Annotated in this window: 26 protein-coding genes and 2 pseudogenes; 8 read left to right on the forward strand and 20 right to left on the reverse strand. The window is 51.1% G+C overall.

Annotated elements, in window-relative coordinates; genetic code table 11:
* Positions 1-33: 33 nt before the first annotated feature.
* From ACL9RG_RS04045 to ACL9RG_RS04055, 3 genes are all read right to left on the reverse strand, one after another.
* Positions 34-603 carry an isochorismatase family protein gene (locus ACL9RG_RS04045; RefSeq protein WP_422791309.1) on the reverse strand — a complete coding sequence of 190 codons (570 nt, stop codon included), beginning with the start codon at positions 601-603 and terminating at the stop codon, positions 34-36.
* Between the two features lie 145 nt (positions 604-748).
* On the reverse strand, positions 749-1,780 hold the full coding sequence (gene idnD, locus ACL9RG_RS04050) for an L-idonate 5-dehydrogenase (RefSeq protein WP_422791310.1): 1,032 nt from the start codon (positions 1,778-1,780) through the stop codon (positions 749-751).
* A 134-nt stretch (positions 1,781-1,914) separates the two neighbouring features.
* A complete protein-coding gene (locus tag ACL9RG_RS04055) occupies positions 1,915-2,460 on the reverse strand; it encodes a hypothetical protein (RefSeq protein ID WP_422791311.1) in 546 nt (181 codons plus the stop codon).
* 380 nt (positions 2,461-2,840) lie between these two features.
* Between ACL9RG_RS04055 and yfcF the strand changes: the two genes are divergently transcribed.
* Positions 2,841-3,476: a glutathione transferase gene (yfcF, locus tag ACL9RG_RS04060; RefSeq protein WP_422791312.1), complete on the forward strand. Its 636-nt coding sequence runs from the start codon at positions 2,841-2,843 to the stop codon at positions 3,474-3,476.
* 54 nt (positions 3,477-3,530) lie between these two features.
* Here the strand turns inward: yfcF and ACL9RG_RS04065 are convergent, their stop codons facing one another.
* Together ACL9RG_RS04065 and ACL9RG_RS04070 are read right to left on the reverse strand one after the other, a co-directional pair.
* On the reverse strand, positions 3,531-3,977 hold the full coding sequence (locus tag ACL9RG_RS04065) for a GNAT family N-acetyltransferase (protein ID WP_422791314.1): 447 nt from the start codon (positions 3,975-3,977) through the stop codon (positions 3,531-3,533).
* Between the two features lie 16 nt (positions 3,978-3,993).
* Entirely contained in the window at positions 3,994-4,626 is a 633-nt protein-coding gene (locus ACL9RG_RS04070) for a LysE family translocator (protein ID WP_422791316.1), read from the reverse strand.
* A 314-nt stretch (positions 4,627-4,940) separates the two neighbouring features.
* Here ACL9RG_RS04070 and ACL9RG_RS04075 point away from each other — a divergent pair, with 314 nt between their 5' ends.
* Positions 4,941-5,189 (forward strand): GlsB/YeaQ/YmgE family stress response membrane protein, encoded by a 249-nt coding sequence (locus ACL9RG_RS04075; RefSeq protein WP_422791317.1) that lies wholly within the window; start codon positions 4,941-4,943, stop codon positions 5,187-5,189.
* A gap of 95 nt (positions 5,190-5,284) precedes the next feature.
* Here the strand turns inward: ACL9RG_RS04075 and ACL9RG_RS04080 are convergent, their stop codons facing one another.
* The 4 genes from ACL9RG_RS04080 to ACL9RG_RS04095 all read right to left on the reverse strand — a co-directional run bounded on the left by ACL9RG_RS04080 (position 5,285) and on the right by ACL9RG_RS04095 (position 8,350).
* Positions 5,285-5,704: a helix-turn-helix domain-containing protein gene (locus ACL9RG_RS04080; protein WP_422791318.1), complete on the reverse strand. Its 420-nt coding sequence runs from the start codon at positions 5,702-5,704 to the stop codon at positions 5,285-5,287.
* Entirely contained in the window at positions 5,704-6,012 is a 309-nt protein-coding gene (locus ACL9RG_RS04085) for a type II toxin-antitoxin system HigB family toxin (RefSeq protein WP_422791319.1), read from the reverse strand. The genes ACL9RG_RS04080 and ACL9RG_RS04085 overlap by 1 nt, the downstream gene beginning before the upstream one ends.
* Before the next feature lie 142 nt (positions 6,013-6,154).
* Entirely contained in the window at positions 6,155-7,624 is a 1,470-nt protein-coding gene (locus tag ACL9RG_RS04090; RefSeq protein WP_422791581.1) for an ATP-binding protein, read from the reverse strand.
* A 9-nt stretch (positions 7,625-7,633) separates the two neighbouring features.
* Entirely contained in the window at positions 7,634-8,350 is a 717-nt protein-coding gene (locus ACL9RG_RS04095; protein WP_422791320.1) for a response regulator transcription factor, read from the reverse strand.
* Between the two features lie 159 nt (positions 8,351-8,509).
* Between ACL9RG_RS04095 and ACL9RG_RS04100 the strand changes: the two genes are divergently transcribed.
* The 6 genes from ACL9RG_RS04100 to ACL9RG_RS04125 all read left to right on the forward strand — a co-directional run bounded on the left by ACL9RG_RS04100 (position 8,510) and on the right by ACL9RG_RS04125 (position 12,062).
* A complete protein-coding gene (locus ACL9RG_RS04100; RefSeq protein WP_422791321.1) occupies positions 8,510-9,157 on the forward strand; it encodes a cytochrome b/b6 domain-containing protein in 648 nt (215 codons plus the stop codon).
* A gap of 9 nt (positions 9,158-9,166) precedes the next feature.
* Positions 9,167-9,970: a molybdopterin-dependent oxidoreductase gene (locus ACL9RG_RS04105; protein ID WP_422791322.1), complete on the forward strand. Its 804-nt coding sequence runs from the start codon at positions 9,167-9,169 to the stop codon at positions 9,968-9,970.
* 205 nt (positions 9,971-10,175) lie between these two features.
* Entirely contained in the window at positions 10,176-10,460 is a 285-nt protein-coding gene (locus ACL9RG_RS04110) for a pentapeptide MXKDX repeat protein (protein ID WP_422791323.1), read from the forward strand.
* 113 nt (positions 10,461-10,573) lie between these two features.
* Positions 10,574-11,110, forward strand: coding sequence for a Crp/Fnr family transcriptional regulator (locus ACL9RG_RS04115; protein ID WP_422791324.1), 537 nt, complete (start codon positions 10,574-10,576; stop codon positions 11,108-11,110).
* Positions 11,111-11,167: 57 nt separating this feature from the next.
* Positions 11,168-11,668 (forward strand): YgjV family protein, encoded by a 501-nt coding sequence (locus ACL9RG_RS04120; protein WP_422791325.1) that lies wholly within the window; start codon positions 11,168-11,170, stop codon positions 11,666-11,668.
* A 1-nt stretch (position 11,669) separates the two neighbouring features.
* A complete protein-coding gene (locus tag ACL9RG_RS04125; protein ID WP_422791326.1) occupies positions 11,670-12,062 on the forward strand; it encodes a RidA family protein in 393 nt (130 codons plus the stop codon).
* Positions 12,063-12,133: 71 nt separating this feature from the next.
* Here ACL9RG_RS04125 and ACL9RG_RS04130 read toward each other — a convergent pair whose 3' ends face one another.
* The 11 genes and pseudogenes from ACL9RG_RS04130 to atzF form a co-directional block, all read right to left on the reverse strand.
* Positions 12,134-12,865 carry a DJ-1/PfpI family protein gene (locus tag ACL9RG_RS04130; RefSeq protein ID WP_422791582.1) on the reverse strand — a complete coding sequence of 244 codons (732 nt, stop codon included), beginning with the start codon at positions 12,863-12,865 and terminating at the stop codon, positions 12,134-12,136.
* 20 nt (positions 12,866-12,885) lie between these two features.
* Positions 12,886-13,083: pseudogene (locus ACL9RG_RS04135) on the reverse strand (type II toxin-antitoxin system RelE/ParE family toxin); the annotation flags it as partial.
* Between the two features lie 125 nt (positions 13,084-13,208).
* A pseudogene (locus ACL9RG_RS04140) lies at positions 13,209-13,361 on the reverse strand (type II toxin-antitoxin system RelE/ParE family toxin); the annotation flags it as partial.
* A gap of 270 nt (positions 13,362-13,631) precedes the next feature.
* A complete protein-coding gene (gene urtE / locus ACL9RG_RS04145) occupies positions 13,632-14,330 on the reverse strand; it encodes an urea ABC transporter ATP-binding subunit UrtE (protein ID WP_422791327.1) in 699 nt (232 codons plus the stop codon).
* A gap of 22 nt (positions 14,331-14,352) precedes the next feature.
* Positions 14,353-15,159, reverse strand: a complete 807-nt coding sequence (urtD, locus tag ACL9RG_RS04150) for an urea ABC transporter ATP-binding protein UrtD (RefSeq protein WP_422791328.1) — start codon at positions 15,157-15,159, stop codon at positions 14,353-14,355.
* Positions 15,156-16,232: an urea ABC transporter permease subunit UrtC gene (urtC, locus tag ACL9RG_RS04155; protein ID WP_422791329.1), complete on the reverse strand. Its 1,077-nt coding sequence runs from the start codon at positions 16,230-16,232 to the stop codon at positions 15,156-15,158. The genes urtD and urtC overlap by 4 nt, the downstream gene beginning before the upstream one ends.
* Entirely contained in the window at positions 16,232-17,830 is a 1,599-nt protein-coding gene (gene urtB, locus ACL9RG_RS04160; protein WP_422791330.1) for an urea ABC transporter permease subunit UrtB, read from the reverse strand. Before urtB ends, urtC begins: the two co-directional genes overlap by 1 nt.
* A gap of 106 nt (positions 17,831-17,936) precedes the next feature.
* Positions 17,937-19,205: an urea ABC transporter substrate-binding protein gene (urtA, locus tag ACL9RG_RS04165; RefSeq protein WP_422791331.1), complete on the reverse strand. Its 1,269-nt coding sequence runs from the start codon at positions 19,203-19,205 to the stop codon at positions 17,937-17,939.
* A 69-nt stretch (positions 19,206-19,274) separates the two neighbouring features.
* A complete protein-coding gene (locus tag ACL9RG_RS04170; RefSeq protein ID WP_422791332.1) occupies positions 19,275-19,991 on the reverse strand; it encodes a GntR family transcriptional regulator in 717 nt (238 codons plus the stop codon).
* A gap of 12 nt (positions 19,992-20,003) precedes the next feature.
* Positions 20,004-23,633 (reverse strand): urea carboxylase, encoded by a 3,630-nt coding sequence (uca, locus tag ACL9RG_RS04175; RefSeq protein ID WP_422791333.1) that lies wholly within the window; start codon positions 23,631-23,633, stop codon positions 20,004-20,006.
* 9 nt (positions 23,634-23,642) lie between these two features.
* Positions 23,643-25,481 carry an allophanate hydrolase gene (gene atzF, locus ACL9RG_RS04180; RefSeq protein WP_422791334.1) on the reverse strand — a complete coding sequence of 613 codons (1,839 nt, stop codon included), beginning with the start codon at positions 25,479-25,481 and terminating at the stop codon, positions 23,643-23,645.
* Between the last annotated feature and the right edge of the window lie 163 nt (positions 25,482-25,644).

Raw genomic sequence — 25,644 nt, forward strand, 5'->3', positions numbered from 1 at the left:
ATTCTTCAGCGCTTGGCTAAAATGAATATCGATTCAAGCCGCTGCTGTTTCTTTGGCCAATTTATCCAGTTCAGCCAATGCGCCGTCTACATCAGCGATCCGCGCAAAACGATCGGCCAGTACCAATTCGGTTCGCTGGATAATCTCTGCGGCACTAAAGACACGGCCATTCGCGTGCGTCATCGGGAAGGTCAACGTCGCTTCGCTAACGAAGGTTACCCGATACCCCAGATCGGAGGCTACACGAGCGGTAGTTTCACAGCACTGCTCGGTGCGCATTCCACTAATAATTAAATGTGTGATGGATTGTTCTCGCAACCACGCGTCTAGTCCAGATTCAGTTAATGAATTATGGACGTGTTTATAAAACGTGGCCTGCGGCTGGTGGCTCAGAAACGCCATCGGCACAACAAAGCCGGAATCCAGAGCAAATGGCCCTTGGCTAACATGGAAGATATCCACCAAGGGTATGTTGCGTATGGCGCAGCCATCAATTAATCGACTAAGGGAATGCTGAAAATCCGGTAAGACTTCCGGTTGCCAGAAGTCCTTTTGTTCGAATGAACGTTGTACATCAATAATTAACAGGGCGCTATGTGTCATTTTCAGACCTCAATGATTTACGGTAAAACCATGTTGCGCCTGAAACGAAGAACGAAGAAGGTCAAAAACGGACATCATTATGACAGGGGAGGACGAAGAGAGGCTATGTAGCGTGCTACATAGCCTGGTTGTTATGAACCGTCGTTTAAAACACTAACTGCACCTTGGAGGCCTTACTTTTATCCAAGGCGAAATCCAGCGCGGTGGTAAATTGGTCTTGTGGATATTCGGCGGAGAGCAGCGGCATTGGGTCGATGACTTTATTTGCCAACCATTCAACGGCGGTGGCAAATTCTTCGGTAAAGCGGAAGCTGCCCACCCAGCTTATCTCTTTGGCAATAAGCATCATCATCGGGAAATCAGGCACCGCGCCACCCATACCGACTTGCACCAACGTACCGCGTGCTCGGGTCACTTCCAGACAGCGGCGAATTGAGGTGTGATGGCCGGAGGCATCAAAAGAGACGTCAAAATATCCCTTTTGCTCCTGATATGATGAAAAATCGCCGTTGGCGGCATCAATGGTTGTGTCGGCTCCCATACTTTTCGCCAGCGACAGACAGCGCTCACTTAAATCGGCGCAGACAATTTCCGCCGCCCCTTTGGCTTTAGCTGCTGCAACAATCAGGCTGCCAATGGGGCCCACGCCCGAGACAAACACCTTTTTGCCGTTGATGTCTCCGGCCTGATTGACCGCGTGAATTGCTACTGCCAGCGGCTCGGCAAACACCATTAATTGATCGCTCACCTGATTGTCATAAGCAATACATTGGTCGCTATCAACAATTTTATAGCCGGTAAATGCGCCGTTAATGTGCGGGAAGTACATCGCACTGCCGAAGAATTTCATGGTGGTGCACTGATTTTCATCACCAGAAAGGCAGTATTTGCAGGTTTTGCACGGCTTGCTAGGGTTCAGGGCGACTTTTTGGCCCGGCTTGAGCCGAGGAGTGTCGGATTGCTCGACCACCCCAACCACTTCGTGACCCAGAATCATTGCCTCGCGGACTTTAAAATCACCCACCTGGCCATGTTCGTAATAGTGCAGATCAGAGCCGCAGATACCCCCGCGGGTGATTTTTACCAAGGTGCCTTGTCCTTGATAATCGATTTGCTGGTTGATGACCGCCACATCTTTTTTCCCGGTAACTACGCAGGATTTTGTCTCGATTTTCATTGTATTGACTCGTCGCTTAACGGAGATTATTGCGCTAGTTAAGCGAGTTTTTATCTCGACAAATGTGATGGCGGTCACTTTAAACGCTGTTACTAAATGCTGTTACCTAGAACATGAAGTGACGCGGCTTTACATCACTTAGCATCGGCCTTCGCTGGGGTGATGTAACACTTGCTGTTGACCTGACTGTCTTTGTTTATTTCGTTCATATTATAACCTTTTTCCGTCAGGCTGATGACGCTGTAAGGCACCGGTTCTTGTTGTTGCGTTAACGATTGTTCATAGCTATTAATAAGACGCGATTTCATCTCGGCTTGTGCAGGATTATCCATGCCAGACACTTCGACATAGGATTGTTTAAATTCGTTATGGATGGATTCTTTTTCAAATTTGCTTTCAACCAGCGATTTTATATTCACCGTGACATCATTGCCTAACAGGTAAATGATCACCGTTTTATATAGCAGGGCATCCTTACTTTTTTGCACCACAAAGCCATTTTCGATGACTTTTATACCCACATTGCTGCCATAAAAAATATCGCTCAGGCACAAGGTACGATCGCCAGTACGTAATTGATTAAACCGAGATTTAATTTGCGCTGTGGTAGAAGCCAAGGCCTGGATCGGCACGGCTAAAGTCGCCATTATTGCGATGGCTAACGTCAATTTTTTCATCATTTTCTTCCTGAACATGAACAACCCAACCAATCTATCAATATCGTCGTTTGGGGGGAGGAAACGGCTAAACGTGGCGAGAATAAATAATATGTATTATCAAAACGCCTATATTTAACACTGGTTATATACCCAATAGACTTCGAGATGCAGGTAGGCGGCAATTGAGGGAATTCCCAAGAGCTTAGATAACTAAGTGACTGGGGGACCGAGAGCAGCCAACAACCCTGCAACTTGAAGTATGACGGGTATAAGTCATAAAGCACACAAAAAGTGCCTCCGGCAGAATAACTTAAGGTAAATTTTCATTTATTCTCGTATGACTTACTCTACTTTCTACGTTATGTTTTTTCTCCGCTATTTTTATCTTTCCAGGAGCCACAATGAGCCATTCATCGCTGGTGCTTTATTCCGATGCTCAGTATTACAGTCCTTATGTTATGTCTGTTTTTGTCGCGTTAACGGAGAAAGGTATTCCTTTTGAGATAAAAACGGTCGATCTGGGGCAGGATGAGAATCTACAGGCAAACTATTCCGCTATTTCTTTAACTCGTCGGGTGCCAACGTTAATGAACGGCAGCTTCCTGCTGTCGGAATCATCCGCCATCACCGAATATATTGAAGAGTTATTCCCTGCGCCGATCTTCTCATCGCTGTATCCAACGAATCTGGAAAAACGTGCCAAAGCGAGAGAAGTTCAGGCTTGGTTGCGCAGTGATTTGATGCCTATTCGCGCTCAGCGTTCAACAGAAGTGGTCTTTGGCGGTAAAAAATGCCCGCCGTTCAATGCTGAGGGTCAGGTAGCCGCAGATAAACTGATCAATGCAGCCTTAACTCTGTTAGAAGATCGCAGCCATTTATTCGGTGAGTGGAGTATTGCGGATGCAGATTTAGCATTGATGCTTAATCGTCTACGCTTGAATGGTGATGTGTTGCCGGAAAAACTGGTCGCCTATGCGAATGCACAATGGCAACGAGAGTCGGTTAAAGCCTGGATAGCGCTGTCGGATACAAAATAGCCCCAAGGCATTGATGAAAAGGCGCGGCGTCATATTCGCCGCGCGTAGGCACGATTATGCGAGTTTCTTGGTCAGATAAAAGCGGCTGTGAGTCGCTGGTGCATCGGAGGGTGCACGAATATCTTCAATGTAATCATCCAACGACATCTGACAAGTGAAGCCTTGACGCTCATAGAAAGGCCGTGCCTGGAAACTAAAAGTATCCACCAGCGCATAGTGGCATCCGCGGGCAATCGCTTCTTGTTCGGCTTGCTGAATCAAATGGGTGCCAACATCCTGCCCACGCAGAGATTCATCTACCCATAAATATTTAATATTCAGCCAATTACCGACGGTTTCAGCCACAATGCCGGCTTGTTTTTTACCCGATTCATCTTCGATAAAAAGACAAAGATCTTTAAATGAATAAGCATCGATGAAGTTTTTGTTGTAACCACGCAAACCATCGCGAATTGCTTCGATATCATCTTCCGTTGGTGTTGCAGTCAAACGGGTTTTCATTACATTACTCCCTGTATTAACGTTTAGTGGTGGCCAGGCGAACGGCAAAAGCGACAAAGACCAAACCCGTGAGGCGGTCCAAAGTACGAACAACCTGCGGGCGACGCAGCCAGCGAGAAAGTGGACGAGTAGCAATAATCAGTGTGCTTAGCCAGGCAATACCCACGATGACGTGGATAAACGCCAGCCCAAAGGTATAAGCCGCGACCGGATAGCCCGTCGCAACAAATTGCGGCAGCAACGAGACATAAAATACTCCAACCTTTGGATTGAGCACGTTACCGAGCAATCCTTTCATAAACCAGCCACCCAGAATTGGTGATTTTTTTGCTGGCTCGCTGCTCTGTGCTGTCATTTGATCGCGTGGTTTGAGCAACATATTTATGCCCAGCCAACACAGATATGCTGCGCCTGCCCATTTTAGCAGGGTAAAGGCCATTTCAGAGGCCATGAGTACTGCGCCAAGGCCCAGTGCCACAACAGCCCCCCACACTAAACATCCAACATTAATACCTAATGCGGCAAGAAAGGCTTTTTTGCTGCCTTCATTAGCGGCGGTTCTTAGTACTAAAGCGGTGTCTAATCCGGGCGTCAGGGTCAGTAAGGTTACGGCGAAAGTGAAGGAAACGAGGGATTCAGTCAGCGTCATTACAATATCCTGGTCGTTGAAAGAATCATGATATTGATGCAAACGGCGACAGGCAACCCCTCACACTTATAATAATATCTATGCCTACCACACTTACCGCTGCATCTATTTCGGCTTCTCCGAATCAATAGTGCTCAGCTTTCATGCTGATTTCTGGCGGCTTTATGCATCCCTGCTACACTTTTATCAGTAGTGGATGGTCACAAAGCAGTGCTTTGGCCCGAAAACATAGCGCTTAATGGTGTTATGTCCTTGTTTGGCCGCGTTGGTTGAACAAATTTTATGGTAACGGAAATCTATTTGGAGGAGTCAACATGGGCATTTTATCCTGGATTATCTTTGGTCTGATTGCAGGGATTCTGGCTAAGTGGATCATGCCAGGCAAAGATGGCGGCGGCTTTATTCTGACCGTGGTGCTGGGTATTGTGGGTGCCGTTGTTGGTGGCTATATCAGTACATTCTTTGGTTTTGGCCGCGTAGACGGATTCAACTTTGGTAGCTTTATCGTCGCGGTAATTGGTGCGCTGGTGGTGCTGTTTATTTATCGTAAGATTCGTTCTTAGCCAAGCATGTGAGTTCAGTTATTTTCCCAAAAGCCCCTTGCTAATCAGCGTGGGGCTTCCTCATCATTTCCCTGCATCTTGACGCCAATTGAGTATTATTTTTCGTCAACAAACATGGATACTGGAATATTGAATCGTTTTGCGAGCGCTCGCATGTGCTCAATGGTGAGATTCCGGTCACCTTTTAAGATACGACTGACCAAAGAACGTTGGCCTATCTCGTTTGCAAAATCGCTTTGATTTAAACCATGTTGATCCATGAGTAAACGTAACATAGATAACCCCGGAGGCGTTGCCGCAAGCATGGCATTAAACTGCGCAAATTCTGGTGCGGTATTCTCATAGCGATCAATCTTAGCCAGCAATATATCGAGTAGCGGGTTTTTAGGATCGAATTCGACAAGATATTCAGCTAACTCCACAGCTTCTTTGTAATCTACCTGTGAAGCACTACCTCCCAGGAAGGGAACAATATTGACGAGCTCTTGTGAGACTTTAATGGCTTCGGCAATCATTAAGTATTCTCCCGATATTTTTTGATGAGCTTATCGTATTCAGCGTGGGTTGAAATTTCTTTGATAAACAACTTTCCATTCTCAAAGTCAGCGTAAAACATCACCCTGAGATTATTCCCACCTAGGTCGATGACCCACCACTTATCTTTGTATTTCATCCTATCTAAGCTAGGAAAAATGGCTTTCATGTCACCTGGATTTGTAAAGCTTCCTTGTTTGAAAGCTCTATAAGTATCGAGTAGAGCCTTGGCATCGTTGGGAAACTTCCTTGCTGCTTCATCAAATGGTCCTTTTGATACAACGTGCATATTCCTCTCCCTATTACGGCTAGTAAGCAGTATAGCGCACCCTCCACATGTTTCCAAATTGGAAACTTGTGGAGGGTGTTATGGATCATTGCTTGGTTTCACTAGGCTAGAGCTATGCTCTTCCAACCAGATCCGTATGAGTTTACATCGGGATCGCAAACCGGAAACACGCGCCGCTGCGTGCTTGTTCAATCAGTTGAATGTCACTGCCGTGTAATTGCAAAATACGCCGGACAATCATCAAACCTAAGCCGCCAGCGCGGTGCTTATTGCTGCTCAGGATTGACGGTCGCTCAAATAAATTCACCTTCAATTCCGGCGCAATCCCCGGTCCGCTATCGTTGACTATCACCATCACCTGCTGATTTTCTTGCCATAAACGTACTTCGACAGTGCCGCCATCTGGCGTATGGCGTAGCGCATTGTCGAGCAAATTGGTCAGTACTCGTTCAATCATGCCTAAGTCGGCATTCACCAACGGAATGCCGGGGGCAATATCGGCGGTAAGTTTTTGCAGGCGAGCCTCGGCGGCCAGCTCAAATTTTTGGAAGACATCTTGCACCAGCTCGCACAGTGAAAAAGGTTCCTTCTGTGGTTTTACTACGCCATATTCCAAGCGGGCTAACTCGAATAACTCCTGAGCTAAACGCCCGACTTTGCTGCTTTGAGTCAAGGCGATATTCAAATAACGTTGCTGATCTTCGGCGCTGAGATGATCAGCTTTCATCGACAGCGTTTCCAGATAGCCGTGCAACGAGGTCAGCGGAGTGCGCAAATCGTGGGAAATATTGGCAACAAACTCGCGGCGTTGCTGATCTTGCGTCATCAGGCTTTGCCATTGCTGGTCAATACGCTTAGCTAAGCCAACGAATGCTAACTGTAGCTGCGCGACTTCATCGCGTGGCTGGCCAGCGGGCATCTGGCTTTTCGCCAAGGTTTGGATAGCTTCCATGCCGCCATTATCTAGCGTCGCGATTTGAGCTTTGAGTTTACGTACCGGGCGTGTGACCCAACGGAAAGCAAATGCCCCGGCTAATAACCCAAATAGCAGAACCATGCCCATGGAACGCAGGGCATTATAAATCGTCGCCTGTTCTTGCGCTTTGCGGGCCAGCGCGTTGTAGTTATCGCCAAGCAGGACGATATACACGTAGCCTTTGACTACGCCATTTTCCATGAGCGGTGCGGCGCTAAATACCTGACGGGAATCCGGTGCAGCCCTCGGATTATCGCCATATACCGGCATATGAGCGCCGTTGAGTAAATCGGCGATCGGTTTTAAATCGACCTGCTGGCGTAATAGTTTTCCGGCGGGGGCGGCATTCCCGACAATATTGCCGTCCTTGTCGAGCAAATAAACCTCAACGCTGGGGTTAACTGCCATCAACTGGTTAAACAAATTATGCACCGCGTTGGGATCTAGACCATTTTCGCTGAGCAGCGGATTATTTGTCGCGATTTGCTCGGCCAAATTAGCCGACAATCGTTGGATCACCGCCTGGTCATTCTGTTTGCTCGCCTCTACTTGCATATAGCCTGAAAGCAGATTGCAGGTTATCAGCAGTAAAACAAAGACCAGTGTCAGGCGTTGTGAAAGCGTCAGTTTTTTCATCATTTACCCCTACGCGTCTTCCCCTGACGACATAAATTTATAACCCATTCCCCAAACGGTCAGAATGCGTTCCGGCTCGGCCGGATTGCTCTCTATTTTGATGCGCAGCCGGTTGATATGCGTATTGACGGTATGTTCATAGCCTTCGTGCTGATAGCCCCAAACCTGATTGAGTAAGGTCAGCCTTGAAAACACTTTGCCGGGGTTTTTAGCGAAGAAATACAATAAATCAAATTCGCGCGGCGTTAACTCTACCGGCTGTTGATTAAGCATGACTTCACGGGCAATCGGGTCGATAGCCAGGCCGGAAAAACGCAAACTACCCGCATCCATCTTCATATTGCGACTCATCGCCTCTTGGCGACGGAACAAGGCTTTGACCCGGGCGACTAATTCCAACATCGAGAAAGGCTTCGCCAGATAGTCATCGGCACCCAATTCCAATCCGAGTACGCGATGCACTTCGCTGGAACGGGCACTAATAATAATGATCGGTGTGTAGCGCGTCATGTTGCGCGCGCGCCGACAAATCTCCAGCCCATCAATACCTGGCAGCATCAAATCGAGGATCAATGCATCCCAACCGCCTTTTTCTAACTGCGCAACGCCTAAATTGCCGTCGCTAGCATGAGTTATTTCAAAGCCTTCATCGCGCAGATGTAGGCTCAGCAGTTCGGCGATATTGCTATCGTCTTCGACGATCAAAATCTTCTTTGGTTTATCCATCAGCTTTCTGACATTGCCTCGTAGGGAAGGGCGTTGCTTGCAGTTTACACAAGCACCTGAACCAGAGTTATCACATTTTATTTAACTTTACGTGAGGTCTTGGGGAACAAATCTGCTCAATACTGGCTCCATCGACAGGGCGAGATTCGGGACATCATCATGACGCTACACACAGAGTTTTCAGCGCCAATTGAGCAGCAGCCGCAACCAAGTAAAAGCAAACCAGAGGTGGTGCACCCGCTATGGTTGCGATTGACTCACTGGCTGAATGCACTGGCGGTACTGATTATGGTGACCAGCGGCTGGCAGATTTATAACGCATCACCGCTGTTTGATTTTGAATTCTCCCGCAGCCTGACATTAGGTGGCTGGCTGGGTGGTGGCATCCAGTGGCACTTCGCCGGCATGTGGTTATTTGGCTTCAACGGCGCGTTTTATCTGCTGATGAATATAGTCAGTGGTCGGATAAAAAGAAAATTCTGGCCGCTCACACCAAGAGGCATCTTGCGAGATTTAGGCGCTGCCTTGCGTGGCAAGTTAACCCACGCCGATCCCCGCCATTACAACATGGTGCAACGTGCGGCTTACGTCTTTGTCATGTTCGACGGCATCGTGCTGGTGTTGTCCGGGCTGGTGGTATGGAAATCGGTGCAATTTTCGCTACTGCGTGAGTTGTTAGGGGGTTACGACACCGCTCGCTATGTGCACTTTTTAGCGATGGCCTCATTAGTAGGATTTGTGGCTCTGCATCTGGTTATGGTCGCGCTGGTTCCTAAAACTTTGCTGTCTATGCTGCGTGGACGCTAAGGGATTCACATGAAGAACGTGATTAAAAACAAAATTAGCCAGATTTTCAGCACAGCGGACAGCGAGGCAATCGTACAAGAGGCACAAAAGCAAATTGTGCGTCACCTGGATGAGCCATCACGTCGTCGATTTTTACGGCAAGGTTTGACCTTGGGCGGTGTGGCGATGCTTAGCGGTTGCGATATCAGCGATAACGAAAGCGTAGATAAAGCACTAATGAAGGTCTCCAGTTTTAACGACCGCATGCAGGGCTGGTTATTTGGTTCTACCCGATTGGCACCGGTCTATGCCGAATCGATGATTACCCGACCTTTCCCGTTTAACGCGTTTTACGCCGAAGACGAAGCGCCGGTGGTAGATGGCAGCAGCTATCGTCTACAGATCGCCGGGTTGGCATTGGATAAACGCGATTGGTCATTGGCGACACTGCATAAGATGGCGCAAACCAGCCAGGTAACCCGCCATATTTGCGTGGAAGGCTGGAGCGCAATCGGCAAATGGGGCGGCGTACCTTTTGGTGATTTTCTGCGGCTGATTGGTGCGGATTTGACGGCTGAATATGTCAGTTTCAAATGTGCTGACAACTATTACACCAGTATTGATATGGCGTCAGCGCTGCATCCGCAAACGCTGCTGGCGCTGACGTACGACGGACAGATATTGCCGAGAAAATACGGCTTCCCGATGAAGCTACGGATACCGACCAAGCTTGGTTATAAAAACCCGAAACATATCGAAGTAATTGAAATTACTAATAAGTTCACCGGTGGCTATTGGGAGGATCAAGGTTACAACTGGTTTGGCGGTAGTTAACCGGCTGAGCAATAAGTGATTTTGAATTGATTCGTTTGCATTCGGGGCGTTTGCAAACGGGTTGCAACTATATCAGTTGTAACAGCAATACCGGTTGTAACAACAATACCGGTTGCAGCAACAAGGCCGATTGGCCTGTGAAATCGTGATTTACCGTACAGCGTTGTACTTTAATTTTATACCCTACTTTACTTAAGGAATTACCATGAAAAAGCTGATGGCAGTAATGATGTTCTCCACCATGATGATGGGTTTTGCTGGCGCAACTCAAGCGGCAGATTCGATGAGCAAAGACGGAATGAGCATGGGCAAGATGTCTCATGACTGTATGAAAAAAGACAGCATGGGCAAAGATCACATGGGTAAAGACTGTATGTCTAAAGACGGCATGAAAAAAGATACCATGTCCAAAGACTCAATGAGCAAAGATGGTATGAGCAAAGACAGCATGTCGAAAGATGCGATGAAAAAGAGCGCAATGAGCCAGTAAGTCGGTTTTCTCCTGTGTCGGAATAAAACCCTCGTCACCTCCTCCTCTATGGGAGGAGGTTGCATTCGAATTTATGCTAGACTGCCAGCCCTTGGTTGACCTGTATAAACTCAATGAGCTCCACGTTAACGCCAAATGCTTATCTTCATTCACTGCTCGCCCAGCGCCGACCGCGGATACTGGCCGCAAATGAATGCCTTCTACAGCAGGGTGACACCCAGCGCACGCTGTTCTATCTTGCACAAGGCATTATTCGGGCGGTAAATATTTCTCCTACCGGTACTGAGCGCGTTAAAGAATTCTATTTCCCAGGTGAATGCTGCTTTTTGTATCTCAGTTGGCTCAGTGGTCATCCCGCAGGTTATCGTCTGGAAACCGTGACGGACTGCGTCTGTTATGACATCCCACTTGCTTATTTAGATACGCCTGAAGGTGGAGTGTTGGCAGGGCAATTGCTGCGCCAACAGCTGATTTATAAAGAGAAGAAAGAAGAAATGTTGCTGCTCAATAATCCAGAACAGCGCTATCACTACGTTCTCACTCATTTCCCTGAATGGTCGTCACATCTCACCCTGCGCGATCTTGCCAGTTATATTGGCATCACACCGGTCAGCCTTTCACGTATCCGTGCCCGAATTAACAAAGGTTAATGCACGCTATTCTGCGCTAGGGCAGTCTCTTCGCACCTTTTATGGAGCGAAATACTGATGAGCCCCTTTGTCCTTTCTCAATGCATTGCCAGCCTCTCCTTTGCGTTAGATCTGACGGCATTTCATTTTCGCCAACGTAATACTTCCTTGCGCCTTTTGGCGCTATCTACCGGGCTATTAGCGCTGCATTTTCTGTTGTTGGAACAATCGACAGCCGCTGGATTGATGTTGCTTGCTGCGGTGCGTTTTCTGACGGCAACCTGGAGTACTCGTCGCGAGTGGTGCGGGTTGTTCTGCGCACTGGCCGTGATATTTAGCCTCGTGACCTGGCAGATGCCACGCGATGTCTTCCCATTAGCCGGTAGCCTGTTACTGACGCTGGCGGCATTTCAACCTCATCAAACAACGTTAAGGCTATTCACCGCTCTGGGCAGTTTATGCTGGCTAATCAACAATATTCTGGCGGGTTCCCCGGTTGCGGTGCTGATGGAGCTGGCTTTTATGGCCAGCACACTGATTTCTTATTTTCGGTTGTACAAAATCACGGATAAAATTTGATATGAAAAAAGTCGCAATTGTCCCTAAATCTATGGAAAACATCGTTGAACGTGCAGGATATCTGCCCGCTATTCGCGTGGACAACCTATTAGTGATGTCAGGCCAGGTTGGAAGAGACGCGCAGTTAGCAATTCCAGCCGACCCGGAACAGCAGTTCAGGCTGTGCTGGGACAACTTAGCTTTGGTGCTGGCTGAAGCAGGTTGTACCTTCGAAGATGTGATCGATATGACGACTTATCATGTGAACATGTCAACGCATATGCCGGTGTTTCGGCAGGTCAAAAACGAGCGCTTTCCGTTAGCAACCTGCTGCTGGACCTGTATTGGCGTAAGCGAACTGGCGCACCCGGGATTGCTGGTCGAGATAAAATGTACGGCATTGATTGCATCATAAAGGGCTAATAGCACCAAGCAGCGGGCATTCCACAGAACCTGCTGCATTTGCTCAGTCACTATATGACTTCATTATTCCTTGGGGTTTTGCTGCAAATTTATCGCTGCTCGTTGCGTTGCTTGCCGTCTTTTTTCAATAAAAGAGGAGAGCTGTTTTCTCGTTGCGGTGACGAGTTCGGGTGATGCGCTACGTGGCGAGCCTGATGAAAATGGCGGTTCAGGATCATATTCCATATGCAATTGGATGCTTTTCGCCGCTTCTTCGCCGTAAATATCTGTCACTACATTCAGCGCAAAATCAATACCCGATGTCACGCCAGCTCCGGTGATCCTGTTGCCATCGCGGACGACGCGTTCAGCTACCGGTTCCGCGCCAAGTAACGTTAGTTGTTCTAACGATCCCCAGTGTGTTGTTGCTTTATAGCCTTGCAACAGACCGGCGGCACCGAGTACCAAAGAACCGGTGCACACTGAGGTAACTAAGGCCGTTTCCTTGGCTTTCATTCGTAGGAAATTCAAGGTCTCTTCATCTTCCATGAGCTCGATTTGTCCAGGGCCACCGGGGATACAAATGATGTCTAGCTTAGGGCAGGTTGTAAATGTCGCGTTAGGCAACATCGCTAATCCGCGATCGGACACTACCGGTTCCATGGTTTTCCAGATCAAGTGCACCTGTGACTGCGGCACACGTGTAAACACCTCGTAAGGCCCGGTCAAATCCAACTGTGTCAGATTGGGGAAAAGTAGAAATCCAATCGAGATTGATTTGCCATTGCGAAATTCATCGAACAATGTTTTAACCATTGGGCTAGGTGAGAATGTACTCATTTTTCTTCCTCAATTAAGGACAAATACAGGGTAAATTCTTCATCCGCCAAGCGAATCATGGAGTCATAGAATCGCTTGCGGTTACTCTTTTCACCCGCGCATAACACAATGGCTTGGCGTGAAGGGTCGAAAGCAAAAAATGCACGTATCGGACGGCCTAAATACTGGATGCGCAGCTCTTTCATGTTGTTATACTCTTCATACTTGAAGTTGCTTCTGCGTTGGCTACGCTCACTCACCCGAATCACTTACCAGAGTAAGCTCATCGGGATTCGTTCCCTTACCGCCTTGATGCAACTCCAATTATTTTGGGTATATATTTAGAGCCTTTCACGGTATCTGCATAAGGTCGCGGCAGTTTCGGGCCATATGTTGCAAGATTAGCGAGGTTTGACAACACTTTTTCCTGCATCTTTTCTTCTTGTGCATGTAACCAGGTATCAAATCTTGAGGTCAAAATGACTGTCCACAAAGCGTCATCTCTATAAGCCGTAGATTATATTTTCAATGACTTTGTCGTTTCCTCTATTCTGAGAGAACAGCTGAAGACCTGCCAATAACCAAACCGATAACTTGAGAGACAGCTTCCGGTAAATATTAAGTATTACAGTGTCTTACATAATAAATATTGGACGCTTATATCAGAGGGTATTTTGCGAGATGAAGGGATGCATGGCGCACTTGGAGGTTGGCAATACCCACCCACAGTGGGTATTGATGTATTCATTAATTCACCGACTCTTTAAATCGCGACCAACCCACGCACGCCGTCTTCCTCCATCTGATTTCCGCTGCCGCGTTTGATGATATTGCCGCGTGACATCACCAGATAGCTGTCGGCTAAGTCAGCGGCGAAGTCGTAGAACTGTTCGACTAACAAAATCGCCATATCGCCTTTGGTGGCCAGCTGTTTGATCACCGCAGCGATCTCTTTAATCACCGACGGCTGAATACCTTCGGTGGGTTCATCGAGGATCAGGAGGTTAGGGCGGCACGCCAGCGCGCGACCAATGGCCAATTGCTGCTGCTGACCGCCAGACAGGTCGCCGCCGCGTCGGTGTTTCATCTCCAGCAACACGGGGAACAAATGATAAATATCATCGGGAACCTGCTTGGCCTGACTACCGGGGAAGCGTGATAGTCCCATCAGCAAATTTTCTTCTACCGTCAGGCGTGGGAAAATTTCGCGCCCTTGTGGCACATAGGCAATGCCCGCCTGTACTCGCTGATGTGGTTTGGCATTGTTGATGGTCTTACCCTGCCACGTGATAGTGCCAGATTTGGCTGGGATCTGGCCCATCAGGCATTTCAACAGCGTGGTTTTCCCTACGCCATTACGTCCTAACAGGCAGGTCACTTCGCCTATTTTGGCCTCGAAAGAGACACCGCGCAGAATATGGCTGCCGCCGTAAAACTGATTCAGTTCATTTACTTGCAACATAATTGCTCCTTATCTGCGTGGATTAACGGCCAAGATAGACTTCGATGACCTGCTCATTGTTCTGCACCTCTTGCAGCGAGCCTTCGGCCAGCACCTGGCCTTGGTGCAGCACGGTGACGTGATCGGCGATGGTTTCAACAAAGCCCATGTCGTGCTCGACTACCATTAGCGAGTGCTTACCGGCCAACTGTTTAAACAGTTCGGCGGTATATTCGGTTTCGGCATCGGTCATCCCGGCGGCGGGTTCATCGAGCAGCAGCAAATGCGGTTCCTGCACCAGCAACATGCCGATCTCCAAAAACTGTTTTTGCCCGTGTGAAAGCAATCCCGCCAGCCGCTGCCGCTCACCTTGCAAACGCAGGGTTATCAGCATTTCATCGATGCGGTCTCGCTGTTCGCTGCTCAGTTTGGCGCGTAAACAGGCCCACACCGATTTATGGGTTTTCTGCGCGATTTCCAGGTTTTCAAAGACGGTTAGCGCTTCAAATACCGTCGGTTTTTGGAATTTACGACCAATGCCGCTTTGCGCGATGCGCACTGGGTCTAGCTGGGTCAGATCGGTGGTCTGGTCGTAAAAAATACGCCCGCTCTGCGGTCGGGTTTTGCCGGTTATCACATCCATCAGCGTGGTTTTGCCTGCGCCGTTGGGGCCAATGATGCAGCGCAGTTCGCCCACACCGATATTCAACGACAGGTCGGTCAGCGCACGAAAGCCGTCGAAGCTGACGTTAATCTTTTCCAGCGACAAAATCGGGTCGGTTTGCTGGCGATGGCGATCTGCTCGCTGTAGCTGTGTAAAGAGTTCGTCGCTTGGATGAGTTGCGTTCATTTGGATTTCCTTTTACGCAGCAGGCCAATGACGCCTTCGGGCAGGAACAGCGTGACGCCGACAAACAGCCCGCCGAGAATAAACTGCCAATATTCTGGTATCGCGACGGTAAACCAGCTTTTCGCTCCGTTGACGATACCCGCGCCGAGCACCGGGCCAATCAAGGTGCCGCGCCCGCCGAGTGCCACCCACACGGCCGCTTCAATTGAGTTAGTCGGCGACATTTCGCTAGGGTTAATAATCCCCACCTGCGGCACATACAGCGCACCTGCCAGCCCGCACAACATGGCGGAAAGCGTCCACACAAACAGCTTGAAGCCTTTTGGATCATAGCCGCAGAAGATCAGGCGGTTTTCGGCGTCGCGTACTGCCGTTAGCACCCGGCCATATTTGCTACGCGCTAGTAGCAGTCCAACGGCCAGACTGGCAACGAGCAACAGCACGGTGGCTAAAAACAGTCCAATACGGGTTGAGGTGGCGGTGACCTGGAAGCCCAACAGTGTAGTAAAGCCAGTGAAACCGTTGTTACCGCCAAAGCCGGTTTCATTCCGAAAGAACAGCAGCATTCCGGCGTAGGTCAACGCCTGAGTCATGATCGAGAAATAGACCCCTTTGATTTTTGAGCGGAAAGCGAAATAACCGAACACAAATGCCAACACGCCGGGCACGAGTACGATTAAACACAATGCCCAGACAAAGTGCTGCGTCCCCACCCAGAACCACGGCAATTCATTCCACGACAGGAACGACATAAAATCGGGCAGTCCGCTTCCTGCTGCCTGGCGGATCAGATACATGCCCATCGCGTAACCGCCGAGCGCAAAAAACAGCCCGTGGCCGAGCGACAGCAATCCGGCGTAGCCCCAAACCAGATCCAAGGCGATCGCCACGATCGCATAACAGAGGATCTTACCGACCAATGTCAGCGTATAGGTAGATACCGCCAGCGGGTTGGTCGCCGGCAGCAGTGCTAAGAAAGGCATGACGATGAGCGCGAACAGCACCACAATGCCGATAGCTAATGCCGCGCGCGGGGCTTTTTGTACCCCAGTTACTGTTAATGGCTGATTCATTAGTCAATCACCCTGCCTTTGACGGCGAAGAGTCCCTGCGGACGTTTCTGAATAAACAGGATAATCAGACCCAGTATCAGGATCTTACCCAGCACCGCGCCGATTTCCGGCTCCAGAATTTTATTGACGATCCCCAGACCAAACGCCGCGGCAACGGTGCCCGCTAATTGGCCGACGCCGCCGAGTACGACCACCAGGAAGGAGTCGATGATATAACCCTGACCCAGTTCCGGGCCGACGTTGCCCAACTGCGATAACGCTACGCCGCCAAGCCCTGCAATACCTGAACCTAAGCCGAAGGCCAGCATATCGACGCGACCGGTTGGTACGCCGCAGCAGGCGGCCATGGCACGGTTTTGTGTCACGGCACGCACGTTCATGCCTAAACGGGTTTTATTGAGCAGCAGCCAGGTTAATGCCAGCACCAGCAGGACAAAAATGATCACCGCAATGCGGTTATACGGCAGCACCAGGTTTGGCAGCAGTTGAATGCCGCCGGACAGCCAGCCCGGGTTAGCCACTTCGACGTTCTGCGCGCCAAACAGCACGCGCACGCCCTGAATCAAAATCAGGCTAATGCCCCAAGTGGCGAGTAAGGTTTCCAGCGGACGGCCATACAAATGACGGATCACCGCCCGCTCTAAAATCATGCCAATGCCCGCGGTGATAAAGAACGCCACCGGAAGTGCTACCACTGGATAAAGTGCGAGCAGGCCCGGCGCATAGTGTTGAAATAGCGATTGCACCATGTAGGTAGAATAAGCGCCGATCATCAGCATTTCGCCGTGGGCCATATTAATCACCCCCAGCAAGCCGTAAGTGATCGCCAGCCCCAGTGCAGCCAACAATAAAATTGACCCAAGCGACAGACCGGTAAAGGCTTGACCGAGCAAATCACCAATCAGTAAGCGATGTTGTACGGCTTTCAGGCTTTCTAAGGCGGCGTGACGCACCTGGGCATCAGGCTCGTTTTTAGCATCGGTCAAGGGTTGCAGGCGGCCTTGGGTATCTGGATCGGCTGAGGTGCCCAGCAGTTTGATGGCGTTCAGGCGCACTTGTGGGTTGCCGTCGGTGAGCTGTAAGTTCGCCAGCGCAATACTTAGCGCATCATGCACCGTGGCGTCTTTCTCCAGTGATAAACGGGCGGTGAGCAATGGCAACTGGTCGGCCTGAGCTTCACGTTGCAATGCTTTAGCCGCCTGCAAGCGTACCTTGGCGTCCGGGCTGACTAAGCGATGTGCTGACAACGCATTGGCGATTAAAATACGCAGCCGGTTGTTTAACCACACCGGTTTCGTTTCACCCTGTACTTTGACACTGCCTTCCAGCGGCGTTAATTGGTTGCCCTGCTGGATAAAGGCGTGATGGGCTTCATCAATCACCACATCTTCTTGCTTCAAGCCTTCTAACAGCGGCAGGCGTTCTGGCTGCGGGTCAGCGGCCCATTGCTGTAATAGCGTCACCTGCTGACTGCGGTTGGCGGCAGCAAAATCGTCCGCTGGCCCAGCCCATGCCAGCCAAGGCAGGCATCCAAGCAGTAGCATCAGCGCTCGACCTTTTAGGCCAAATAAACCGTTTAACAACATAAATTTGCTCATAAAATCTCGCCGCAATGTATTGGGTGAGGGAAATCCGGCCAACACCCCGCCGCTTCTTGCTCAAAATGAGAAGAAGAAAAGGGACGACGGGGCGCGGTGGTGCGGATTACTGGGTACTTTTCACCGGATAATCAGGTTTCTTGTCATTACCGGCGATATATGGGCTCCACGGCTGGGCGCGGATGGGTTTATCTGTCTGCCAGACCACGTTGAACTGACCGTTGGACTGAATTTCACCGATCATCACCGGTTTGTGCAGGTGATGGTTGGTGGCATCCATAGTCAGCGTATAACCATCCGGTGCCTGGAAGGTTTGTCCGGCCATCGCTGCCCGCACTTTATCGACATCGGTGGTACCGGCTTTTTCCACCGCCTGTGCCCACATATGAATACCTACATAGGTGGCTTCCATCGGGTCGTTGGTGACGGCATTGTCGGCATTCGGCAAGTTATGTGCCTTGGCGTAGGCTTTCCATTCGGCGACAAATTTCTTGTTGGTTGGGTTATCTAACGACTGGAAGTAGTTCCAGGAAGCCAAATCACCGACCAGTGGTTTAGTGTCGATGCCGCGCAACTCTTCTTCGCCCACAGAGAAGGCAACTACCGGCACATCGGTGGCTTTCACGCCCTGATTGGCCAACTCTTTGTAGAACGGCACGTTAGAATCGCCGTTGATGGTGGAGATCACTGCGGTTTTACCGCCCGCGGCGAATTTTTTAATATTAGAAACAATGGTTTGATAATCGCTATAGCCAAATGGCGTATAGACTTCTTCGATATCTTTATCCTGTACGCCTTTCGAATGCAGATAGGCGCGCAGGATCTTGTTGGTGGTGCGTGGATAGACGTAATCGGTGCCCAGCAGGAAGAAACGTTTGGCATCGCCGCCGTCGTCACTCATCAAATATTGCACCGCAGGAATGGCCTGCTGATTAGGCGCTGCACCGGTATAGAAGACGTTTGGTGACATCTCTTCACCTTCGTATTGCACCGGATAGAACAGCAAGCCATTTAATTCTTCAAATACCGGCAAGACCGATTTACGTGATACCGAGGTCCAACAACCAAAGACCACCGCCACTTTATCTTGGGTTAACAACTGGCGGGCTTTTTCAGCAAACAGCGGCCAGTTAGAGGCGGGGTCGACCACCACCGGTTCGAGTTTTTTGCCCAGTACGCCGCCGTGGGCGTTGATATCGTCAATGGTCATCAGCGCCACGTCTTTCAACGGCGTTTCTGAGATAGCCATCGTGCCAGAGAGTGAGTGCATAATCCCCACTTTAATGGTGTCTGCGGCCTGCGCGGTAAAGGCTAATCCCATGCTGAGCACGGTCGCAGAGAGGGCGAAAGCTTTAATCAAACGTCGACGTTGCATAGATGTCACTCCTGTTATGAAAATTGCTGTAATGGGCGAAAATTCTAAAAACAGTGGAAAAAATCATCATCAAGTACGGGATTCGCTGTCAGGTCGCGCCTGATGCAGCATGTGTAAGGTAATTTTGCGTACTTCCGCTTTACTGACCGCGATGTGATCGTGGAGCTGGCGCTGTGCCTCCTGGGTTTGTTGTTGCATGATGGCGTGTAAAATATTGGCGTGCTCTTGATAAGTGGCGTTAACACGCGCGTCTTTGGTGAAGTCTAATCGGCGAATAATGCGGATTTTTTCCGTCAGATCGGCATGAATTCGCGCCATTTCCGGGTTGCCTGCGGCGGCAACCAACGCCATATGAAAGGCCTCGTCATAGCGCGATACCGCTTGCCCGTCTTCGAGCTGCGGTTGGTCAATCCAGAAGGCTTTTAGCTCGCCAAAAGCGGGCGGCAACTCGCCGAGCGGCAGGGCGCACAGGCGTTTCACCGCCTCGAGTTCTAGCACGATGCGCAGATCATAAAGCTGCTCGAAGTAATCGAAATCGAACGGGCGTACTTGCCAGCCGCTGCGGAAAAACACATCGACATAGCCTTCGCGCTCGAGCCGGAACAGCGCCTGGCGTACCGGCGTGCGGCTGACATCCATGCGTTCAGCGATATCGTTCTCGCTAAAGCGATCGCCTGGCAGCAGGCGAAAGTTGAAGATGTCGTCCTTCAATTGCAGATAAATTTTTTCCGCCAGCCCTTCGGGCCGGCTTTTATTACGTCGAGTGCGGGTACCAGTGAGTTGCATGTTTGATTCTCCTTAGGCGATATCTAGCCATAATAAGGCATCGCCGGGGCCGACTGGTCGGCCCTGCTGGCAACTGATACGGCTGACGGTACCGGCACAAGGCGCATTAACCGATAGCTCCATTTTCATGGCTTCGACGACGACCAGCGGCTGCCCGGCTTGCACCTTCTGGCCCGGTTCGACCAAAATCTTCCAGATGTTGCCGTTGAGATCGGCGCTGACCAGTTGACCATCTTGTGAGCCAGTTTCTTCGACCGGCGGTGTCGCATTGACAGCGGCGTCGACCGCTGCACTTTCCTGCGCCTGCCAGTGGGCGACTTCGCTTTTAAACGCCTGCTGCTGGTGGCGGCGGAAATCTGCGATATCGTCGGCATTGTCGGCTAAAAATTGCTGATATTCGGCGAAATCAAACTCGCTATGTTCGATACGTACTTGGGCGCGGCCTTCGCGGAAAGCATCGCGCTGCGCGTCCAGTTCCGCTTCGCTGACCTCGTAGAAACGTACCTGATCGAAGAAGTGCAGCAACCAAGGCTCACCCTGCTGGAATTGCTCGTTTTTCAGGAATTTGTTCCAGATAGGCAAGGTGCGCCCCACCAACTGATAACCACCCGGTGAATCCATGCCGTAGATGCACATGTACATGCCGCCAATGCCCACGGTTCCCTCGGCGGTGTAAGTACGTGCCGGGTTGTATTTAGAGCTAAGCAGACGATGGCGCGGATCGAGCGGCACCGCGCAAGGTGCGCCGAGGTACACATCGCCCAAACCGAGGATCAGGTAGCTGGCGTCGAAAATAATGTTTTTGACGTCTTCGCGGCTGGATAAGCCATTGGTACGCTGAATAAAATCAACGTTATTTGGCAGCCAAGGAGCCTCGGCGCGTACCGTTTGTTGATAGCGTTCAACGGCACTAAGTGTGGCGCTGTCTTCAAAGGCCATCGGTAAATGTACGATACGGGTTGGGATTTTCAGCGTGCTGACATCAGCCAGCCCTTGTTCCAGCATCAGCAAATGCGTCAGCAGATCGCTTTGTTGTAACTCGCGCCCGTCATAGCGCACTTGCAGCGAACGCACGCCCGGCGACAGTTCTTCAATACCGGCGAGTCCTGCCTCACGGATGGCTTTCATCAACAGGTAAATACGCAGACGCAGCGCTAAATCCAGCACGTTATCGCCATATTCGATCAGCACATAGCTATCGCCAGCCTGGCGATAAACCACCGCAGGACGCTGATTATCGGCCGGTAGCTCGGCCAAAATGGTGGCCGACGCGGTATTGCCCGGCAGCAATGAAGGCGTTGGCATCTCCATCGCCTCGATAGGCATCAGCGAGTCAATGGTGCCTTGTTGGGCCATATCTAGCGCCTGTGCCTGCTCAACACTAATCGGGTGGAAGCGAATTCGGTCGCCCGGTTTTACCTGACCGACTTTCCACAGCTCGGCTTTGGCAATGGTTACCGGGCAGACAAATCCGCCGAGGCTTGGCCCATCGCGGGTTAGAATCACCGGGAAGTCGCCGGTAAAGTTAATTGCGCCGATGGCATATTCGCAGTCATGCACATTCGACGGATGCAGCCCGGCTTCGCCGCCGTCAAGTCTGGCCCACTGTGGTTTCGGACCGCTCAGGCGCACGCCCAGACGGTTGGAGTTGTAATGTACCTGCCATTCGGCGGCAAAAAACGCGTCGATAGAGTCTTTGCTAAAGAAATCCGGCGCGCCGTGCGGGCCATATAACACACCGATATTCCACACGTCACCGTAAGCAGGCAGGATCTGCCCGGCGGCGGCTTGTGGTGCATCGACCGGAGCTGGCGTCGTGCAAGCCGCCAGCTCCGGTTGAGAGATATTGAGCACATCGGCGATGCGTAATGTACGTCCGGCATGGCCGCCAAACTGGCCGAGAGCGAAGGTGGAACGGCTGCCGAGATACACGGGTACGTCGAAGCCATTACGCACGGCCAAATAGGTGCGGCAGCCTTGGGTGGCGCGGCCCAGCGTTAAAATTTGCCCGGCTTTCACCTTGATTGGCTGCCAGTAATCGACGGCTTCGCCATCGATTTCCGCCGGGCACTGTGCGCCGGTCAGGGCAATAATGGCATCACAATGGAAGCGCAACGTTGGCCCTTGCAGCGTGAATTCCAGCCCGGCGGCATCCAGATGGTTACCGACAATGCGGTTCGCCAGTCGGAAGGCGTAATCATCCATCGGACCAGATGGCGGCACGCCAATATCCCAGTAGCCGAGGCGGCCCGGATAATCTTGGATGCTGCTGTAAGTGCCGGGTGCTATCACCTCGATGGCCTGCGGCGCATACTCGAAACTATCGAGCATTCGCGTCCACATTTTCCCCTGCTGGAATAGCGGGGTGGCGACAACCTGGCGCAGATAATCAATGTTGCTGGCGATGCCGTGCAGACGAGTTGCCGCTAAGGCTTGCGCCATTTTTGCCAGTGCGTCCTGACGGTCGCTGCCGTGCACAATCAGCTTGGCGATCATTGGGTCGTAGAAGCTGGAGACTTCGCTGCCGGTTGATACCCAACCATCAACACGCACATCGTCCGGGAAAAACACATCGGTCAATACGCCAGGGCTGGGCTGGAAGTTTTTCAGCGGGTCTTCGGCGTAAATACGCACTTCAATTGCAGCACCCTGCGGTGCTTGTTGCATGCGAGGCCAATCGAGCGGCAGGTCGGCAGCGACGCGCAACATGCACTCGATTAAATCTAACCCGGTGACCATTTCGGTGATCGGATGCTCGACTTGCAGGCGGGTATTGACCTCAAGGAAGTAAAACTCATCGCGAGCGGCATCGTAAATAAATTCCACGGTGCCCGCGCTGCGGTAATTAACCGATTCACCCAGTTGCACGGCGGCCAGATGTAAGGCTTCACGCGTTGCCTGTGGCAGATGTGGTGCGGGGGTCTCTTCCACGACTTTTTGGTTGCGGCGTTGCAATGAACAATCACGTTCGCCGAGTGCTACAACCTTGCCTTTTCCGTCGCCGAAGATTTGTACTTCGACGTGACGAGCGCGGTCAACAAAGCGCTCCAAAAATACGCCGGCATCGCGGAAAAACTGCTCGCCGAGGCGCTTTACGCTGTCCCAGGCATCGATCAGCGCTTGTTTATCATCGCAGCGCGTCAAACCGATGCCACCGCCACCGGCGGTGCTTTTTAGCATAATCGGGTAACCGATATGTTCGGCAGCGACGATGGCCTCATCCAGACTATCTAGCAGCGCTGTACCCGGCGTCATCGGCACATTGGCCGCACCGGCTAGTTCGCGGGCGCGATGTTTTAAGCCGAACTCGCGGATTTGGTGGGCGGAAGGACCGATAAAGGCGATGCCGGCCGCTTCACAAGCATCGGCGAATTCTGCGCTCTCGGATAGAAAGCCATAGCCCGGATAAATGGCTTGCGCGCCGGTTTGCGTGGCGGCCGCCAGAATTTTATCAATCAGCAGATAGCTGTCGCTGGCCTTTTCGCCACCCAACGCCACGGCGATATCGGCTTCGCGTACATGCGGTGCATTACGGTCAGCATCGGAATAGACCGCCACGCTGGTGACGCCAAGGCGTTTTAAAGTGCGGATTGCACGGCAGGCAATTTCACCACGGTTGGCAATTAATACGGTAGTAAACATGGTGGCCCCTTAAGCGTTGTTTTGGCTGGCGAGATGCTGGATATAGTTTTTCCAGCCACCAAATGAGGTGACGTCGGTTGCACCTTCCAGCGCCCAAGGCTCGCAGATAAAGCCTTTCACCTGACGGCCATCCGCCAATTGCAGCGTGCCGATGCCGAGCGGCGGGGCGATTTCGGCGACAAATTCGCCAAAACGGGCCAGCGGGATATCCCACAGTTCGACGATAATCGCGCTGCCGCCGGTGGTTTTAAGCAGGCCCGGTTTCAACGGTTGCGTATTTGCCAGTGCGTACAGGCGATAGTCGGCAGAAGTGACGGTTTGTTCGACGCGCACTGCCTGGCGTTGGGTTAGTTGGAAATTCAGCGGCATTCCGCTCAAATGTGCGCCAACTACCGCGACACGGACATGGTGAGCACTTACTGGGGCGTGAGAATCGCGTGCGAGATTTGCGCTAAAGGCTTTGTTGGTGGCGCCCAAAGGCAGCGCCAGTGCGCGTTGCCATTTTTGCCCAAAGCTTGCTAGTGCCGCATCGTGCCAGGCGGGGGCGATAAGGGTAATTCCGAAGGGCAAGCCGTCGGCACGCAGGCTGGCGGGGAGTGCTAATGCACTCAGATCGGCCAGATTGGTGAAGTTGGTATAGGTGCCAAACTGCGAGTTATAGACCACCGGCTCCTGTGCCATTTCTTGCAAAGTGCGAATGGTCGGTGAAGTGGGTACTAACAATGCGTCGAAGTCTTTAAGCACCAGATTAATTTTACGCGATAGCTCAGCGCGTAAATATTCTGCGCGCCAGGCATCGCAGGCGTTGTAGTTCAGACCATTGGCAACGATGCCACGCACTACAGGATTCATCTCTTGTGGGCTATCGGTAAACATTTTGCCCACCGCGACGGTGCGTTCCGCTACCCATGCGCCGTAGTACAGCTGCTCGGCCAGTGCCTGGAAGGGCGCGTAATCAATTTCTACCAACTCGACGCCCATCTGTTGCAGACGTTCTAGCGCTTGTTTGAATTCGTACTCATATTGGCTATCGCCAAAGAATTCCAGCTCATTCGGGATAGCAAAACGTGGCTGGGCCGACATGGTTGCTGGAGCGGTACGCGGGTTAGCGCGTGAATACGCATCGGCGCTGTCGTAACCCCCGGCAAGTTCGGCAACCTGTAGCGCATCGTCGACGTTGAGTGCAAACACCGATACGCAGTCGTTGAGCTTACAAGCCGGTACTACGCCGCGATTCGATAGCCAGCCTTTGGTCGGTTTTAGCCCGATAATATTATTAAAACCCGCTGGGACGCGGCCCGAACCGGCGGTATCGGTGCCTAATGAGAATGGTACTAAGCCACGAGCCACGACCGAGGCGGAACCGGAGCTGGAGCCGCCGCTAACATAGTCAGGGTTGAAGCTGTTTTTAACTGGGCCAAAAGGTGAGCGAGTACCAACTAATCCAGTGGCAAACTGGTCGAGGTTGGTCTTGCCGATCACTACCGCGCCTTTGGCTTTCAGATTGGCGACAACGGTCGCATCGGCGGCGGCAGTATAGGTAAAGGCCGGACAAGCCGCTGACGTTGGCCAATCGCCAACGTCGATATTGTCTTTTACTGCAAAAGGGATACCAAACAGTGGCAACGTGTTCAGTGCACCTTGTGCTTGTTCGCGTCGCGCTTCCAACTGAACAATTTGCTGTTCTAGTTGTTCGGGTGTCGCAAGATACAACCATGCATTATCTTCGGTGCTCAAACTGGCAAGCAGCGTGCTGAGCGAACTGCGCAAACTATCTGGAGAATGTCGGTAATGCTGTTGCCAGTCACACAGTTGAAAGGCAGAAAAGGCAGTAGAGGTCGCAGGCATAATTAGAATTCCATCTAGTACACAAGATTGATTTCACTTAAGCAAAGCCTGTGCCAAGATGTTATTTGCTGATTTTAAAGGACTTACTTCCTATTCTCGCGTTTACTCCCATTATCTTGCCTCCCCGTTATTGCACGATTGTGCAAAAACAGGGCAGCGCCTT

The organism is Rouxiella sp. Mn2063, from assembly GCF_049319665.1.
Classification (GTDB): Bacteria; Pseudomonadota; Gammaproteobacteria; order Enterobacterales; family Enterobacteriaceae; genus JBMOUD01.

Excerpts from the sequence above, each read along its gene's own strand:
- ACL9RG_RS04115 (WP_422791324.1), top strand. The coding sequence starts at position 10,574 with ATGAGCTCCACGTTAACGCCAAATGCTTATCTTCATTCACTGCTCGCC.
- ACL9RG_RS04100 (WP_422791321.1), top strand. The coding sequence starts at position 8,510 with ATGACGCTACACACAGAGTTTTCAGCGCCAATTGAGCAGCAGCCGCAA.
- ACL9RG_RS04065 (WP_422791314.1), bottom strand. The coding sequence starts at position 3,977 with ATGAAAACCCGTTTGACTGCAACACCAACGGAAGATGATATCGAAGCA.
- yfcF (WP_422791312.1), top strand. The coding sequence starts at position 2,841 with ATGAGCCATTCATCGCTGGTGCTTTATTCCGATGCTCAGTATTACAGT.
- ACL9RG_RS04105 (WP_422791322.1), top strand. The coding sequence starts at position 9,167 with ATGAAGAACGTGATTAAAAACAAAATTAGCCAGATTTTCAGCACAGCG.
- ACL9RG_RS04110 (WP_422791323.1), top strand. The coding sequence starts at position 10,176 with ATGAAAAAGCTGATGGCAGTAATGATGTTCTCCACCATGATGATGGGT.
- ACL9RG_RS04095 (WP_422791320.1), bottom strand. The coding sequence starts at position 8,350 with ATGGATAAACCAAAGAAGATTTTGATCGTCGAAGACGATAGCAATATC.
- ACL9RG_RS04070 (WP_422791316.1), bottom strand. The coding sequence starts at position 4,626 with ATGACGCTGACTGAATCCCTCGTTTCCTTCACTTTCGCCGTAACCTTA.
- ACL9RG_RS04085 (WP_422791319.1), bottom strand. The coding sequence starts at position 6,012 with ATGCACGTTGTATCAAAAGGACCATTTGATGAAGCAGCAAGGAAGTTT.
- ACL9RG_RS04130 (WP_422791582.1), bottom strand. The coding sequence starts at position 12,865 with ATGGTTAAAACATTGTTCGATGAATTTCGCAATGGCAAATCAATCTCG.
- ACL9RG_RS04120 (WP_422791325.1), top strand. The coding sequence starts at position 11,168 with ATGAGCCCCTTTGTCCTTTCTCAATGCATTGCCAGCCTCTCCTTTGCG.
- urtE (WP_422791327.1), bottom strand. The coding sequence starts at position 14,330 with ATGTTGCAAGTAAATGAACTGAATCAGTTTTACGGCGGCAGCCATATT.
- urtD (WP_422791328.1), bottom strand. The coding sequence starts at position 15,159 with ATGAACGCAACTCATCCAAGCGACGAACTCTTTACACAGCTACAGCGA.
- urtA (WP_422791331.1), bottom strand. The coding sequence starts at position 19,205 with ATGCAACGTCGACGTTTGATTAAAGCTTTCGCCCTCTCTGCGACCGTG.
- ACL9RG_RS04090 (WP_422791581.1), bottom strand. The coding sequence starts at position 7,624 with ATGAAAAAACTGACGCTTTCACAACGCCTGACACTGGTCTTTGTTTTA.
- ACL9RG_RS04125 (WP_422791326.1), top strand. The coding sequence starts at position 11,670 with ATGAAAAAAGTCGCAATTGTCCCTAAATCTATGGAAAACATCGTTGAA.
- ACL9RG_RS04170 (WP_422791332.1), bottom strand. The coding sequence starts at position 19,991 with ATGCAACTCACTGGTACCCGCACTCGACGTAATAAAAGCCGGCCCGAA.
- urtB (WP_422791330.1), bottom strand. The coding sequence starts at position 17,830 with ATGAGCAAATTTATGTTGTTAAACGGTTTATTTGGCCTAAAAGGTCGA.
- uca (WP_422791333.1), bottom strand. The coding sequence starts at position 23,633 with ATGTTTACTACCGTATTAATTGCCAACCGTGGTGAAATTGCCTGCCGT.
- urtC (WP_422791329.1), bottom strand. The coding sequence starts at position 16,232 with ATGAATCAGCCATTAACAGTAACTGGGGTACAAAAAGCCCCGCGCGCG.
- ACL9RG_RS04080 (WP_422791318.1), bottom strand. The coding sequence starts at position 5,704 with ATGATTGCCGAAGCCATTAAAGTCTCACAAGAGCTCGTCAATATTGTT.
- ACL9RG_RS04045 (WP_422791309.1), bottom strand. The coding sequence starts at position 603 with ATGACACATAGCGCCCTGTTAATTATTGATGTACAACGTTCATTCGAA.
- atzF (WP_422791334.1), bottom strand. The coding sequence starts at position 25,481 with ATGCCTGCGACCTCTACTGCCTTTTCTGCCTTTCAACTGTGTGACTGG.
- ACL9RG_RS04075 (WP_422791317.1), top strand. The coding sequence starts at position 4,941 with ATGGGCATTTTATCCTGGATTATCTTTGGTCTGATTGCAGGGATTCTG.
- ACL9RG_RS04055 (WP_422791311.1), bottom strand. The coding sequence starts at position 2,460 with ATGATGAAAAAATTGACGTTAGCCATCGCAATAATGGCGACTTTAGCC.
- idnD (WP_422791310.1), bottom strand. The coding sequence starts at position 1,780 with ATGAAAATCGAGACAAAATCCTGCGTAGTTACCGGGAAAAAAGATGTG.